This is a genomic window from Micrococcus sp. R8502A1, assembly GCF_006704135.1.
GTDB lineage: Bacteria > Actinomycetota > Actinomycetes > Actinomycetales > Micrococcaceae > Micrococcus > Micrococcus luteus.
Window position 1 is genome coordinate 60,225 of record NZ_VIGS01000004.1, and the last position, 14,252, is coordinate 74,476.

Here is a 14,252-nt window from a genome sequence, read left to right on the forward strand (position 1 = left end):
ATCATCCCTCTCGATCGTCGGTGTCGTTCCACAGGCCGGAGCGTCGCTCGGCCTCCATCTCGGCCCGGGTCGCCGCACGGGCGGCCCGGCGGGCATCCTGCTCGGCGCGCTTCTCCGCGCGGGTCGCGCGGGTGCGCTCGTCGAGCCGCAGGTCGGTGCCACGGGGCCCGGCGAGCAACTCGGCTCCCGCGGACAGCGTGGGCTCCCAGTCGAAGACGACGCCCGTGACGTCGTCGCCGATCACGACGGCGTCGCCCGGCTTCGCACCGGCCTTGAACAGGCCGTCCTCGACGCCGGCCCGCTGGAGCCGGTCCGCAAGGTAGCCGATCGCCTCGTCGTTCTGGAAGTCCGTCTGGGCGACCCACCGCTCGGGCTTCTCGCCGCGCACGCGGAACAGCGGCTCGAGGTTGCGCTCCTCACGGCGGATCGTGAATTCGGCCCGCTCGCCACGGCGGCGATGTCGGCGCGGCACCTCGACGGGCGCGGCCGGCGCGGGCTCGACCACCCGGGAACGGGCCTCGGCCACGAGCTCGGCCATGGCGTACTTGAGGGCGTCCAGGCCCTCGCGGGCCAGCGCGGAGATGTCGAAGACCCGCAGGCCGCGGCCCTCGAGCTCGTCGCGGACCATGTCCGCCATCGCGGCGCCGTCGGGCAGGTCGGTCTTGTTCAGGGCGATGAGGCGGGGCCGCTCGTTCAGCGGTACGACGCCCTCCCCGCCCTGGGAGAAGACGGGCTCCACCGCGTAGGCCTCGAGCTCGGCCTCGATGGCCTCGAAGTCGGCGATCGGGTCGCGGTCGGACTCGAGGCTGCCGCAGTCGAGGACGTGCACGAGCGCGGCGCAGCGCTCGACGTGGCGCAGGAACTCCAGGCCGAGGCCGCGGCCCTCCGAGGCACCGGGGATCAGGCCCGGGACGTCGGCCACGGTGAAGCGCACGTCGCCGGCCTGCACGACCCCGAGGTTGGGCACGAGCGTGGTGAACGGGTAGTCCGCGATCTTGGGGCGGGCCGCAGACAGGGCCGCGATGAGGGAGGACTTGCCGGCCGAGGGGAAGCCCACGAGCGCGACGTCCGCCACGGTCTTGATCTCGAGCGTCAGGTCCCGGCTCTCCCCCGGCAGGCCGAGCAGCGCGAAGCCGGGCGCCTTGCGCTTCACGGAGGCCAGGGCCGCGTTGCCGAGGCCGCCCTGACCGCCGGCGGCGGCGACGTAGGTCGCGCCCTCCCCCACGAGGTCGGCCACGATGTTGCCCTGCTCGTCCTTGACCACCGTGCCGTCCGGCACGGGGAGCACGAGCGACTGGCCGTTCTTGCCCTCGCGGTGGTCGCCCATGCCCGGCTGGCCGTTCTCGGCGGACCGATGCGGGGCGTGGTGATAGTCCAGCAGCGTGGTGGTCTGCGAGTCCACCACGAGGGTGATGTCGCCGCCGTCGCCCCCGTCGCCGCCGTCGGGGCCACCCAGGGGCTTGAACTTCTCGCGATGCACGGAGACGCACCCGTGCCCGCCGTTGCCGGCGGTGAGGTGGAGGACCACGCGGTCCACGAAGGCTGCCATGGGAGTGCTCCTAGGGGCTGGAGGGATCGGACTCAGACGGCCCAGGGGCCGGAGACGCCGACGGCGGGGGCGGGTCCGGTGGATGCCGGGCCCGCCCCCGCCGGGGCGTCAGGGGGTGCGGGTGTCCTCGCCGGGCGAGGGTCCGCACGCAGACCGCACGAGTGTCAGATCACTCCGCGGCGGGGACGATGTCCACGACCTTGCGGCCGCGGCGCTGGCCGAAGGCCACGGAGCCCGCGGACAGCGCGAAGAGGGTGTCGTCCTTGCCCCGGCCGACGTTGCGGCCCGGGTGGAACTTGGTGCCACGCTGGCGGACGATGATCTCGCCGGCGTTGACGTCCTCGCCGCCGTAGCGCTTGACGCCGAGGTACTGCGGGTTCGAATCGCGGCCGTTCTTCGAGGAACTGCCGGCCTTCTTATGTGCCATTGCTGTTGCCTAACCTCTCGGATGCTCGGTTTCGCCGGTGCCGGTGACGGCTCAGGCGATCCCGGTGATCTTGACCGTGGACAGCTCAGAGCGGTGGCCCTGGCGCTTCTTGTAGCCGGTCTTGTTCTTGTACTTCATGATGACGACCTTCTTGCCACGGGAGTGGGAGACGACCTCGGCGGTCACCTTCACACCGGCGGCATCGGCGCCAGCCTTGACCTCGTCCCCGTCCACCAGCATCAGAGCGGGCAGCTCGACGGAGCCACCGGTCTCAGCGGGAACGCGGTCAAGGGTAACGAGGTCTCCGACGGAAACCTTCTCCTGGCGGCCGCCAGCGCGGACAATCGCGTACACCACTTGGGACTCACTTCTCTCGACGTTTCAATGGATCAGATCGGGTTCTGCTCGCCCGCACCTCGACCGCGGCTGCGTCCGGGTCCGGCGGTCCCTCACCGGGACATGCGGGAGCGTGCGGGCGGTGAACACCGATGGTCCAGCATACTCGCTGCCGGGCATCCGGACCAAACAGAGGCGTGTCGGCGCGTCGCCGCCGCCCGGGGCAGGCCCGGGGCGGCGGCACCGACGACGGTCAGCGGCCGCGACGGGCCAGGTCGGCGGCCTTCACGCCGACGCCGAGCATCACCGGGGCGGCACCCTGCGGCTCGGCGGGGGTGGACGCCTCGGCCACGGCCGCCGTGAAGCGGCCGCCCCGGGCGCCGCCGGGCGCGGCCTGGACCTGGACGTGGACGCCGTCGGAGGACACGGCGCGACGCGAGCGCCGGCGCGGCGATCCGGGCGCCGGGGCCGCCTGGGCCTCGGCCGGAGCGTCCGCGTCGGGCGTCTGCTCCACGTCCGCCGCGGGCTCCGCCGTCGGCTCGGTGGCCGCAGGCTCCACCATCACGGCCTCCTCGACGGCGGCCGGGGCGGCGGGCTGCTCGTGGACCTCGGTGGCGTCCGTGGACTCCTCGGGCGAGGGCTCGGTGGTCTCCACCGGCGCCGCGTCCGGGCGGTCGGCCGCCCGCTCGGTGGACGCGTCCGCACCGGCGGCCGGACGGACGACGCCGTCGCTCGAGGCCCGGCGGGACCGGCGGCGCCGGGGCGCCGGGGCATCCTCGGCAGGCACGGGCTCCGATGCGACCTCGGAGGACACGGCCACCGAGGACTCGGCGTCCGCGGCGTCGTGCCGCGACGGCGTCGCGCGCTCCGCACCCTGGTCCTCGGCGTCGGCCTCGGTCGAGGCCGCCTCGCCACCTCGGCGGGACCGCCCACGGCCACCCCGGCGACGCCGGGACCGGCGCGGGCGGTCGCCCTGCTCGGCCGCATCCTCCGTGGGCTCGGCCTCGGCGTCGGCCTCCGCCTCCGCGACGGCGGCCACGGCCTCCTCGGCCTGCACGACCGGGTCCTGGTGCTCGGGGGCCCCAGGGGCCTCAGAGGCCGCCTCCTCCTCGGTCTGACGGGTCTGATCGGCGGACTCGGCGGGGCCGTCGTCGTGCGACCGCGCGGCATCCTGGGCGGCGGTGTCCCCCGGCTCCTCGGCGCGGCCCCGGCTGCGGCGGCGGCCCCGACGGCGCCGGCGACGCGGCGTCTCCTCCTCGTCCGCCCCGGCCGGCTGCCCGGCCTCCGCGGGCCCGGCCGACGCGGCCTCGACGGCCTCGGCCCCGGAGTCCTCGGCGGCGTCCGCCGCCTGCTCGGCGGGGGCGGACTCCTGGGCGGGGGTCTCGTCCTCGGCCACCTTGCCGGAGGCCTTCGCGATCGAGTGCAGGGCGACACGGGCGGCCTCGGCCCGCTCACGGCGCTGCCGCTCGTCCTCGGAGTCGGTGGGCTCGGCGCCCGCCGTCGTGGCCGGGGCGGCGTGGGCGTGCTCGCCCTCGCCGTCGCCCCGACGCCGGCGACGACGGCGGCCCTCCGCCTCGCCGCGCTGCTCACCGCCGGAGCGGCCCCGCTCGACGGGCGTGTCCTGGATGAGGATGCCGCGGCCGGCGCAGTGCTCGCAGGTCTCCGAGAACACCTCCACGAGCCCGGTGCCCATGCGCTTGCGCGTCATCTGGACCAGGCCGAGCGAGGTCACCTCGGCGACCTGGTGCTTCGTGCGGTCCCGGCCCAGGCACTCCACGAGACGGCGCAGCACGAGGTCACGGTTGGCCTCGAGCACCATGTCGATGAAGTCGATGACGATGATGCCGCCGATGTCCCGCAGGCGCAGCTGCCGGACGATCTCCTCGGCGGCCTCGAGGTTGTTCTTGGTGACGGTCTCCTCGAGGTTGCCGCCGGAGCCCGTGAACTTGCCGGTGTTCACGTCCACCACGGTCATGGCCTCGGTACGGTCGATCACGAGGGAGCCGCCGGAGGGCAGGTACACCTTGCGCTCGAGCGCCTTGTGGAGCTGCTCGTCCACGCGGTGGGTGGCGTACAGGTCCTCACCGTCGTGGTCCTCCGGCACCCAGTGGTGCAGCCGGTCCAGCAGGTGCGGGGCCACGTAGGTCACGTAGGCCTCGATGTTGTCCCACGTGGCCTCACCCTGGACGAGCATGGCGGAGAAGTCCTCGTTGAAGACGTCGCGGACCGTCTTGATGGTCAGGTCCGGCTCGGCGTAGAGCAGCTCGGGGGCGAGCACCTTGGTGCCGGACGCCTTCTCCTGGATGCCCTCCCACTGGGCGCGCAGACGGTTGATGTCGTTCTGCAGCTCCTGCTCGGAGGTGCCCTCGGCCGCGGTGCGCACGATCACGCCGGCGTCCTGCGGCAGGTGGTCCTTGAGGATCTTCTTCAGACGCGAGCGCTCCACGTCCGGCAGCTTGCGGGAGATGCCGGTCATCGAGCCTCCGGGCACGTACACGAGGTAGCGGCCGGGCAGGGAGACCTGGCTGGTCAGGCGGGCGCCCTTGTGGCCCACCGGGTCCTTGGTGACCTGGACGAGCACGGTGTCGCCGGACTTGAGCGCGTTCTCGATCTTCCTCGGCTTGCCGTCCAGCTGGGCGGCGTCCCAGTTGACCTCGCCCGCGTAGAGCACGGCGTTGCGTCCGCGGCCGATGTCCACGAACGCGGCCTCCATGGACGGCAGCACGTTCTGGACCTTGCCCAGGTACACGTTGCCGATCATCGAGTCCTGCGTGGTGTGAGAGACGAAGTGCTCGGCCAGCACGCCGTCCTCGAGCACGGCGATCTGGATGCGCTGGTCGCGCTGGCGCACGAGCATCTTGCGGTCCACGGCCTCGCGGCGGGCCAGGAACTCGGCCTCGGTGATCACGGTGCGGCGACGCCCGCCCGAGCGGGAGTCGCGGCGGCGCTGGCGCTTCGCCTCGAGCCGGGTGGAGCCCTTGACGCTCTGGACGGTGTCCGAGGCGGTGCTGACGGCCTGGCGCGGTGCGCGCACGCGGGTGACGGTGTGCTCGGGATCGCCGGCCTCGCCGCCGTCGAGCTCCATGTCCACCTCGCCGCGGCGGCGCCGGCGGCGCCGACGGGAGACCACGGCGCCCTCGGCACGGTCCTCGGACTCTCCGGCGTCCTCCCGGTCCTCGGCGTCCGCCGACGCGTCTGCGGCACTCTCCTCCGCGTGGCCGCCCTCGCGGGAGGGGCGACGACGGCGCGAACGCCCGGAGGTCGCCGGGTCGTCCTCAGCCTCGGAGCGCTGCCGCGAGGTGGTCTCGGTGCGCAGGACCTCGATCAGGTTCGCCGGCACGGCGAACGGGTCGGTCGGGTCGAACTGCAGCGTCGGCGCGCTCGGCTCCTCGGGCGCGTCCGCGGCGTCATCGGACGCGGGGGTCCGCTCCGGCTGAACCGCCCCGGCGGCGGTGTCCGCCGCAGTCTGCGTCACGGCCTGCTCGGCCGTCTCCTCCGCACGTTCGTCTGCGCGGGTCGTGTCCTCGTTGTTGGCCGCCATGGCAGCACCTCCCGCCGATCGACGACGCCACACTCGCCGCCGCCCGGCGTGTCCGCGTCCGCCGCCGGCCGCGTTGCCCCGGGCGCCGTGCGCCACGGGTGCGCCGGGTGGCGGACTCCGAGAAGTCATCGGGTGGACCGCGTCGACCGTCAGGGCCCGGCGCGGAACCGCTGCGCCCTCGAGATCGGGGCCTGGGCGTCACGTGCCGTCCGCCGGCCGGCGCACGGACGCGCACGGGCGAAGCCCGGCGTCCACCTCCCGCACGATGCTCGACGCGGGGGCGCCTCGGCGGCGGCCCGACGTCGGGCGCGCAGCGGGCTGCCCCGCGGTGTGGCCACGGGACGGCCAGGGCCGATTCTCTCACATCCGCCCCGGGCACGCGCCTAGAATCGTGTCCATGCCTGCGACCCCGCTGACGGACGACATCCGCCTCTCCCCCGCCGACGACATCCCCGCCGAGGAGGCCCGGCTCACCTGGTACGCCCGGCCCGCGGGCACGGCGGCGCTGCTCCTGATCACCTCGCTCGTGGCGCTGACGGCCACCATCATCATCATCGTCGAGCGCACCCTCCTCACCGCGGACCCGACGCACCGCACGTCCTGCGACCTCAACCCGTGGGTGTCCTGCGGCCAGGTGATGCAGTCGTGGCAGGCCCACACCTTCGGCTTCCCGAACACGTACATCGGCGTGGTCGCGTTCTCCGTGCTCATCACCGTGGGGATGTCCCTGCTCGCCGGCGCCCGCTTCGCCCGCTGGTACTGGCTGCTGATGAACGCGGGGATCCTGGCGGGCTTCGCGTTCTGCGTGTGGCTCTGGTACTCGGCCGTCTACAGCATCGGCACGCTCTGCCTCTACTGCATGATCGTGTGGGCCATGGTCATCGCCCAGCTCGTGCTTGTGACGTCCCGGAACCTGCAGACCGGCACGCTGCCGGCCCCGGCCGGTCTCGTCCGCCTCGCCCGGGAGCTGGCCTGGCCCGTGATCGTGCTCCTCTACGTCCTGGTGTTCGCCTCGATCCTGCTGGAACTGGGCCTCGGGGTCGTCGGGATCGACTGAGCCTAAGCTCCCCCACCGGACACGACGACGGCGGCCGGTCACCCCACCAGGGTGACCGGCCGCCGTCGTGCGGGCCCGGAACGGGCTCAGCCGAACCAGATCGCGAGCTCGCGCTCGGCCGAAAGGGTCGAGTCCGAACCGTGGACGAGGTTCTTCTGGACGGCCTCGCCCCAGTCCCGGCCCAGGTCGCCGCGGATGGTGCCCGGGGCGGCCACGGTGGGGTCGGTCTTGCCGGCCAGCGAGCGGAACCCCTCAATCACCGAATCGCCCGTGACGCGCGCGGCCACCACGGGGCCGGAGGCCATGAACGCCACCAGCGGCTCGAAGAACGGCTTGCCCTGGTGCTCCTCGTAGTGGCGCTCCAACATGGCGCGGGTGGGCGTGAGCATCTTCAGGTCGGCGATCACGTAGCCCTTGCGCTCGATGCGCGCGAGGATCTCGCCGACCAGGTTGCGGGCCACCCCGTCCGGCTTGATGAGGACGAGGGTCTCTTCGGTGTGGTGCGTCATGGGGTGTGCTCCTAGCGTCGTCGGACGGCCGCGAGCGCGGCCCGGTTCCCGCTCCACCCTAGTGGGGCCCGGGACTCAGCGTCCGTGCTCGGCCTCCCAGGCGGCCTCGAGGCGGTCGCGCTGGGCGTTCTCGACGTCCATGGCACCGCCCTTGATCACGGCGTACGCCCACGTCAGCGCGAAGAGGGCCCCCACCACGAACATCGAGTACTCCCAGAAGCCGGAGGCCAGCAGGACGGCCTGGATCGCCCAGCCGATCGCGATGCCGACGGGCTTGCGCACCAGGGCGCAGGTCAGCACCGCGACGACGGCCAGCGCGGAGTAGCCCGCCACGAACCACCAGGCGCCCGGCTCGTCCCGGTGCATGCCGAACAGCATGAGTCCGAGGAAGAAGATGAGCACCGCCTCGAGCATGAGGATCGTGGAGGTGAACAGGGCGCGCACGGAGCGGCGGCGCCGACGAGTGCCGGGGCGCCACTGCCGCTGGGCTCGCGTCTCGCGCTCGGGGCGCCAGGACTCGTCGCCGAAGCGCCCCTGCTCCGGGGCGCCTCCGGTCTCCGGCTGGTCGGGGCTCATCGGTCCTCCTCCGTCCGGCGGCGGGCGCCGGCGTCGTCGCGGTCCTCGAGCAGCTCGAGGATCTCCGGGTCCAGGTCGTCCTCGTCGGCGTCCGCCAGCCCGACGGCGTCGAGCAGGTCGGCGGGGTCGAGGCCGCGGGCGGCCACGGTGACGGGGCCGGCATGGCGGGGCTCGCCCACGAGGGTGCGGACCTCGGCGGCCAGGGTGATCGAGCCGAGCACGAGCACACCGCCGCCGGTGCCGGAGGCCAGTTCGTCCGCGCTCGTCTCGAGGGCCTCCGCGCGGCCGACCGCCCACTCGAGGGCGTCCGGCACGGACTCGGTGGCGTACACGTCGTCCTCGGGCCAGCCGGCGTCGACGGCCATGCGGGCCAGCTCCCCGGCCGGGATGGCGCGGGCCGAGGAGGACTGCGTCACCGCGAGGTCCTCCACGTCGTCGCCGAACGCCCGGTAGAGCGCCGCGAGCATGCCCGGCGCGTCCTTCTCCTGGAGGATCCCGACGACCAGCGAGAGGCGGGTGAAGCCGAACGCCTCCTGCACCGCACGGGCCGTGGCCCGCACGCCGTCCGGGTTGTGGGCGGCGTCCACGATGAGCGTGGGGGCGGTGCGCAGCACCTCGAGCCGGCCGGGCGAGGTGACCTGGGACAGCCCCTCGCGCAGCAGCTCCTCGTCCAGCGGTCGCTCGCCGCCGCCCAGGAACATCTCCAGGGCCGCCACGGCCACCGCGAGGTTCTGCGCCTGGTGCTCCCCGAGCAGCGGCAGGAACAGGTCCCGGTACTCGGCCGCGAGGCCACGCACGGACACCTGCTGGCCGCCCACGGCCAGGGAGCGCTCGAGCACGCCGAACTCGACGCCCTCGAAGCGGAACGGCACGTCGGCCGCCTGCGCCGCCTCGAGCAGCACCTGGGCGGCGTCGCGCTCCTGGGCGGCGGAGACGAGGGCGCCGCCGGGCTTGATGATGCCGGCCTTCTCCTCGGCGATCTCGGCCTCGGTCTCCCCCAGCAGGTCCGTGTGGTCCAGGGAGATGGGGGTGACCACGGAGACGACGGCGTCCGCGACGTTGGTCGCGTCCGTCACGCCCCCGAGGCCCACCTCGAGGACGACGACCTCCACGGGCTCGTCCGCGAACACCGCGAAGCCCAGCGTGGTGACCGCCTCGAAGTACGTCAGCGGGACCTCGCCCGCGGCCTCGAGCTCCGCGTCCACGGTCTGCACGATCGGGAGGATCTCCCCCCACACGCGCACGAAGGTCTCGTCGGCCACCGGGGCGCCGTCGATGCTGATCCGCTCCGTGACACGCTGCAGATGCGGCGAGGTGTAGCGCCCGGTGCGCAGCCCGTAGGCGCGCAGGACGGCCTCGACCATCCGCGCCGTGGACGTCTTGCCGTTGGTGCCGGTCAGGTGGATCACCGGGGCCGCGTGCTGCGGGTCGCCGAGCAGCGCGAGCACGCGCCGCATCGGCTCGAGCCGCGGCTGCATCTTGTTCTCCGGGGCGCGGGCGAGCAGGTCCCGGTAGACCTCCTCGACCGTGCCCGGGACGTCCCCGCGCATCACGCGTCTGCCTTCGCGACGGAGACGGCCACGGTCTTCATGGCGTCGTCGGCCGGGTCCTTGCGCGGGTCGGCCGCGCCGGAGTCCACGAGCTCCAGGTCCACCGTGAGGGTCTCCTCCGCGACGAGACCGCGGTGGGCCTCGAGCGCCGCCACGACGGCGGTGGGGCCTTCGATCCGCGTGCGCACGCGGTCGGAGACGTCCAGGCCGGCGTCCTTGCGGGCCGCCTGGACGGCGCGGACCACGTCCCGGGCGGTGCCCTCGGCGGCCAGCTCCGCGGAGACCTCGGTGTCCAGCACGAGGAAGCCGGCGGTGCCGGGCAGCACGCCCACCGCGGTCCCCTCGGGGGCACCGGTGGAGACGGTGCGCAGCTCGTAGAGCGCGGGGGCCAGGGTCACGGTCTCGCCGTCGGCGAGCGTGACCGCCAGGCCCTCGGCCGTCTCCTCGTACGCGCCGGCGTCGACCGCCTGCTTCACGAGCGGCACCTGCCTGCCGAACGCCTTGCCGAGCTCGCGGAAGTTCAGCTTCAGCTCCGTGCCGATGCCGTAGCGGGCGATCGCCTCCTCCGAGAGCTCGGTGAGCTCGACGTCCTTGAGGTTCAGCTCGTCCGCCACGATGCGGGCGTAGGTGCCCTCGAGGCCCGCCGCGTCCGGGACGACGACGGACAGGCGGGGCAGTGGCAGGCGCACCCGGCGCCCGGCCCCCTTGCGCAGGGCCGAGCCGGCCGAGCTGATGCGGCGCACGGCATCCATGCGGGCCACGAGGGAGTCCGCCTCGGGCCCGTGGGGGAACAGGTCGGCGTCCGGGTAGTCGGTCAGGTGGACCGAGCGGCCGCCGGTGAGGCCGCGCCAGATCTCCTCGGCGATCAGCGGCATCAGTGGTGCGGCGGCCCGGGTGAAGGCCTCCAGGACGGTGTAGAGGACGTCGAAGGCGACGGTGTCCTCGTCGAAGAACCGCTCACGGGACCGGCGGATGTACCAGTTGGTCAGGGTGTCCATGAAGCCGCGCAGCGCGTCCGTGGCGTCCGAGACCTCGTAGGCGTCCAGGCCGGCCTTGACCTCCCGCAGCATGCGGCCCGTGGCGGCCAGGATGTACTGGTCCAGGGGGTCCTCGGCGGTGTGCCGCTCCTGCGCGCGGTACCCCTCGGGGCGGGCGCCGCCGTCGTGCGCGGTGTTCGCGTACAGGGTGAAGAAGTGGTAGGCGTTCCACGCCGGCAGCAGCACCTGGCGGACGCCCTCGCGGATGCCGTCCTCGGTGACGATCAGGTTGCCGCCGCGCAGGATGGGGCTGGCCATGAGGAACCAGCGCATGGCGTCCGCGCCGTCGCGGTCCAGGACCTCCGTGACGTCCGGGTAGTTGCGCAGCGACTTGGACATCTTCTGCCCGTCCGAGCCGAGCACGATGCCGTGCGCGATCACGTTGGAGAACGCCGGCCGGTCGAACAGGGCGGTCGCCAGGATGTGCATGGTGTAGAACCAGCCGCGCGTCTGGCCGATGTACTCCACGATGAAGTCCGCCGGGTTGTGCGTGGGGAACCAGTCCGCGCGTTCGAACGGGTAGTGCACCTGGGCGTACGGCATGGAGCCGGAGTCGAACCAGACGTCCAGCACGTCCTCGACGCGGCGCATGACCGCACCGGCCGCGGCGGCCTCGGGGTCCGGGTGGGGGCGGGTGAGGTCGTCCACCCACGGGCGGTGCAGGTCCACCTCGCCCTGGGCGTTGCGCGGCAGGCGGCCGAAGGCCTCCTCGATCTCCGCGAGCGAGCCGTAGACCTCCTGGCGGGGGAAGTCGGGGTGGTCGGACTCCCACACCGGGATGGGCGAGCCCCAGTACCGGTTGCGGGAGATGGACCAGTCGCGCGCGTTGGCGACCCACGTGCCGAACTGCCCGTGCTTCACGTTGCCGGGGATCCAGGTGATCTCCTCGTTCAGCTCGAGCATGCGCTCCTTGATCTGGGTGACCTTGACGTACCAGGACGTCACCGCGCGGTAGATCAGGGGCGTGCGGCACCGCCAGCAGTGCGGGTAGGAGTGCTCGTAGGAGGCTTCGCGGGCCACGCGGCCCAGGGCGCGCAGGGCGCGGATGATCGTGCGGTTGGCCTCGAAGACCTGCACGCCGGCGATCTCGCGCAGGTCGCCGCGCCCGACGTCCTCGCGGGCGAACAGCGGCAGGAACCGGGCACCGGAGTCCACGGAGAGCAGCACGGGGATGCCGTTGGCCTCGCACACGCGCTGATCGTCCTCACCGTAGGCCGGCGCCTGGTGGACCACGCCGGTGCCGTCCTCGGTGGAGACGTAGTCGTCCACGAGGATGCGGTGGGCGCCCTCGACGCCGAGGTCACGGCCGTTGACGGTGAAGGTCTCCCCGCGGTGGGCGTCGAACACGTCCGTGAACAGCGGCGCGTAGGCCAGGCCGCCGAGGCGGGCGCCGGGGATCGTCTCGGTGACCGCGGCGCGGGCGGCGTCGGCATCGGCGTAGCCGAGCTCCCTGGCGTGGGCGCCCACCAGGTCCACGGCCAGGAGGAAGCGGTCCCCGTCCGCGGTCGCGCCCTCGGGGCCGGCCGGCACCACGGCGTACTGGATCTGGGGGCCGACGGCGAGGGCCGCGTTGGTCGGCAGCGTCCAGGGCGTGGTGGTCCAGGCCAGGACGTGGACGCCGGCCAGGTGCGCGGCGAGCGCCGCGTCGGCGCCGCCGTCGGGCACGAGGGCGGGGTCCGCCGGGAGGCCGGTGATCGGGAACGTGACGGTGACCGAGGGGTCCTGGCGCATCTTGTAGACGTCGTCGTCCATGCGCAGCTCGTGGTTGGACAGCGGGGTCTCGTCGTTCCAGCAGTAGGGCAGGACGCGGAAGCCGCGGTAGGTCAGGCCCTTGCGGTGCAGCTCGGAGAAGGCCCAGATCACGGACTCCATGAAGTCCGGGGTGAGGGTCTTGTAGTCGTTCTCGAAGTCGACCCAGCGGGCCTGGCGGGTCACGTAGTCCTGCCACTGGTCCGTGTACTTCAGGACCGAGGAGCGGCAGGCGTCGTTGAACGTGTCGATGCCCATGGCCTCGATCTCGGACTTGTCCGTCATGCCCAGCTGCTTCATCGCCTCGAGCTCGGCGGGCAGGCCGTGGGTGTCCCAGCCGAAGCGGCGCTCCACGCGGCGGCCCTGCTGCGTCTGGTAGCGGGCCACGAGGTCCTTGACGTACCCGGTGAGCAGGTGGCCGTAGTGCGGCAGGCCGTTGGCGAAGGGCGGGCCGTCGTAGAAGACGAACTCGTTCTGCGAGCCGTCCTCGTTCCGGGTGGGACGCTGGTCGATCGAGGCCTGGAAGGTGCCGTCCTCGTCCCAGTACGCCAGGATGCGGCGCTCGATCTCCGGGAAGCGCGGGGAGGCGGGGGTGCGGCCGTCAGGGGCGGAGGAGGCGAGGGGGTACACGGGGGTCCTTTGCGTCCGGGGCGTCGGTTCCGTGCAAGGACGCCCGAGGGCCCGACCCTCCGGCCGGCCGCGGACGCGGTACCACCTTGCTTGCCGGCGTCGGGAGGTCCCCGGGGTGCCGGCCGCTTGATGACTGCTGTGACGGGCTTACCCGTCCGGTTCTACTGGGGCCGTGCGGCCCGTTCTTCCGGAGGCTCGCCGGTGATGGCCGGGTCGACGCCTGTGCCCGCCAGTGTAGTGGACGCTGCGCCGGCCCGGGGCCGCGGGGCCGGAGCGCGTCAGAGGGCGGTGCGCACGGCCGCCGACGCGTCGCCGTCGATCTCCACGTGCACGGCGTCCCGGCCCGAGGCCCAGAGGAGGAGCTCCCCGACCTCGCCGGTCACCGTGACGGGCGCCCGCAGCGCCACGGCCCCACGGGTGACGGTGACCGGGGCGCGACCCGGGCCCTGGAGGACCACCGGCGCCGTGGACGTGCGCAGGAACAGCGGGGCCATGCGACGCAGCGAGCGGTAGAGGGCGTCCTCCTCGTCCGGGGAGAACGGGCGCGGGGCGGGCAGCGAGCCGCCGGTCGCGGACTCGCCGCGCCGGACGTCCTCGAGGTGGATGAAGTGCTCGGCCGCGTTCACGTGCCTGTCCGCCGCCCGCATGGGGTTCAGCGCCGACGGGCCCGCGGCCCACTCCCGCACGACCTCGGCGTAGTCGCGGCGCTTGGTGTCCGCGGTCAGGCGGTCGAGGTGGCGGGACAGCGGCGGGATGAACAGGGCGGCGAAGGCGTCGGGCCGGCTCTCCCGCAGCCAGAGGTGGGCGGCGAGGTCGCGGGTGCTCCAGCCGCCGCACAGGGTGGGCGCGTGGGGGCCCTTCTCGAGCAGGAGGTCAGCGAGACGGGCGCGTTCGGCTGCGGCGAAGGTGGTCATGGGCACCACGGTAGGGAGCGGGCCGCGGCGCGGGCGAGGGGTGGGCCGCGCCGCGGCCGCGAATCCGCCCGACGGGAGGACTCAGCCTCCGGCGCCGAGGAGGACGCTCTCCCGGGAGATGCGGGTCATCTCCTCCCGGTCCACGACCTTCACCCGCTCCCGCGCCACCGGACCGGCCTGCGTCGCCTGCGCACCCAGGGACTTCTCATGGTCATCCAGAGCATGCCAACCGGCCCACGTGGTGTACGGGACCTCACGGGACTCGAGCAGCTCGATCACCGACTCCTCGGAGGGCTCCTGGGCCGTCCACAGCCCCGGCTCGTCCTCGATCAGATGCTTGATCGTCTCCAGGGAGTCACCCTTGGTGTGCCCGATCA

General features: G+C 73.4%; 10 protein-coding genes and 2 pseudogenes. 2 read left to right on the forward strand and 10 right to left on the reverse strand.

Annotated features, from left to right (window positions below; translation table 11 throughout):
• Position 1: 1 nt before the first annotated feature.
• From obgE to FLM69_RS01790, 4 genes are all read right to left on the reverse strand, one after another.
• A complete protein-coding gene (gene obgE / locus FLM69_RS01775) occupies positions 2-1,549 on the reverse strand; it encodes a GTPase ObgE (protein WP_063189578.1) in 1,548 nt (515 codons plus the stop codon).
• 169 nt (positions 1,550-1,718) lie between these two features.
• Positions 1,719-1,976, reverse strand: coding sequence for a 50S ribosomal protein L27 (rpmA, locus tag FLM69_RS01780; RefSeq protein WP_002853915.1), 258 nt, complete (start codon positions 1,974-1,976; stop codon positions 1,719-1,721).
• A 51-nt stretch (positions 1,977-2,027) separates the two neighbouring features.
• Positions 2,028-2,333: a 50S ribosomal protein L21 gene (gene rplU / locus FLM69_RS01785; RefSeq protein ID WP_002853919.1), complete on the reverse strand. Its 306-nt coding sequence runs from the start codon at positions 2,331-2,333 to the stop codon at positions 2,028-2,030.
• A 232-nt stretch (positions 2,334-2,565) separates the two neighbouring features.
• Complete coding sequence (locus FLM69_RS01790) at positions 2,566-5,853, reverse strand: Rne/Rng family ribonuclease (protein ID WP_228062811.1); 3,288 nt, start codon at positions 5,851-5,853, stop codon at positions 2,566-2,568.
• Positions 5,854-6,250: 397 nt separating this feature from the next.
• Between FLM69_RS01790 and FLM69_RS01795 the strand changes: the two genes are divergently transcribed.
• Positions 6,251-6,910, forward strand: coding sequence for a vitamin K epoxide reductase family protein (locus tag FLM69_RS01795; protein WP_078026092.1), 660 nt, complete (start codon positions 6,251-6,253; stop codon positions 6,908-6,910).
• Between the two features lie 86 nt (positions 6,911-6,996).
• On the opposite strand, the gene ndk is transcribed toward FLM69_RS01795, so the two are convergent.
• Together ndk and FLM69_RS01805 are read right to left on the reverse strand one after the other, a co-directional pair.
• Entirely contained in the window at positions 6,997-7,419 is a 423-nt protein-coding gene (ndk, locus tag FLM69_RS01800) for a nucleoside-diphosphate kinase (RefSeq protein WP_012750845.1), read from the reverse strand.
• A 75-nt stretch (positions 7,420-7,494) separates the two neighbouring features.
• Positions 7,495-7,839 carry a DUF4233 domain-containing protein gene (locus FLM69_RS01805; RefSeq protein ID WP_354436019.1) on the reverse strand — a complete coding sequence of 115 codons (345 nt, stop codon included), beginning with the start codon at positions 7,837-7,839 and terminating at the stop codon, positions 7,495-7,497.
• Here FLM69_RS01805 and FLM69_RS11705 point away from each other — a divergent pair.
• Positions 7,832-7,876, forward strand: a pseudogene (locus tag FLM69_RS11705) (hypothetical protein); the annotation flags it as partial. The gene FLM69_RS01805 and the pseudogene FLM69_RS11705 overlap by 8 nt on opposite strands.
• A 115-nt stretch (positions 7,877-7,991) precedes the next feature.
• Here FLM69_RS11705 and FLM69_RS01810 read toward each other — a convergent pair.
• From FLM69_RS01810 to FLM69_RS01825, 4 genes and pseudogenes are all read right to left on the reverse strand, one after another.
• Entirely contained in the window at positions 7,992-9,545 is a 1,554-nt protein-coding gene (locus FLM69_RS01810; RefSeq protein WP_069941166.1) for a folylpolyglutamate synthase/dihydrofolate synthase family protein, read from the reverse strand.
• Positions 9,545-12,961 (reverse strand): isoleucine--tRNA ligase, encoded by a 3,417-nt coding sequence (gene ileS, locus FLM69_RS01815; protein ID WP_141842811.1) that lies wholly within the window; start codon positions 12,959-12,961, stop codon positions 9,545-9,547. The genes FLM69_RS01810 and ileS overlap by 1 nt, the downstream gene beginning before the upstream one ends.
• 278 nt (positions 12,962-13,239) lie before the next feature.
• The gene (locus tag FLM69_RS01820; protein ID WP_101965499.1) at positions 13,240-13,875 is read right to left on the reverse strand and encodes a TIGR03085 family metal-binding protein; all 636 of its coding nucleotides are present in this window, start codon (positions 13,873-13,875) and stop codon (positions 13,240-13,242) included.
• Between the two features lie 81 nt (positions 13,876-13,956).
• Positions 13,957-14,252: pseudogene (locus tag FLM69_RS01825) on the reverse strand (pyridine nucleotide-disulfide oxidoreductase); the annotation flags it as partial.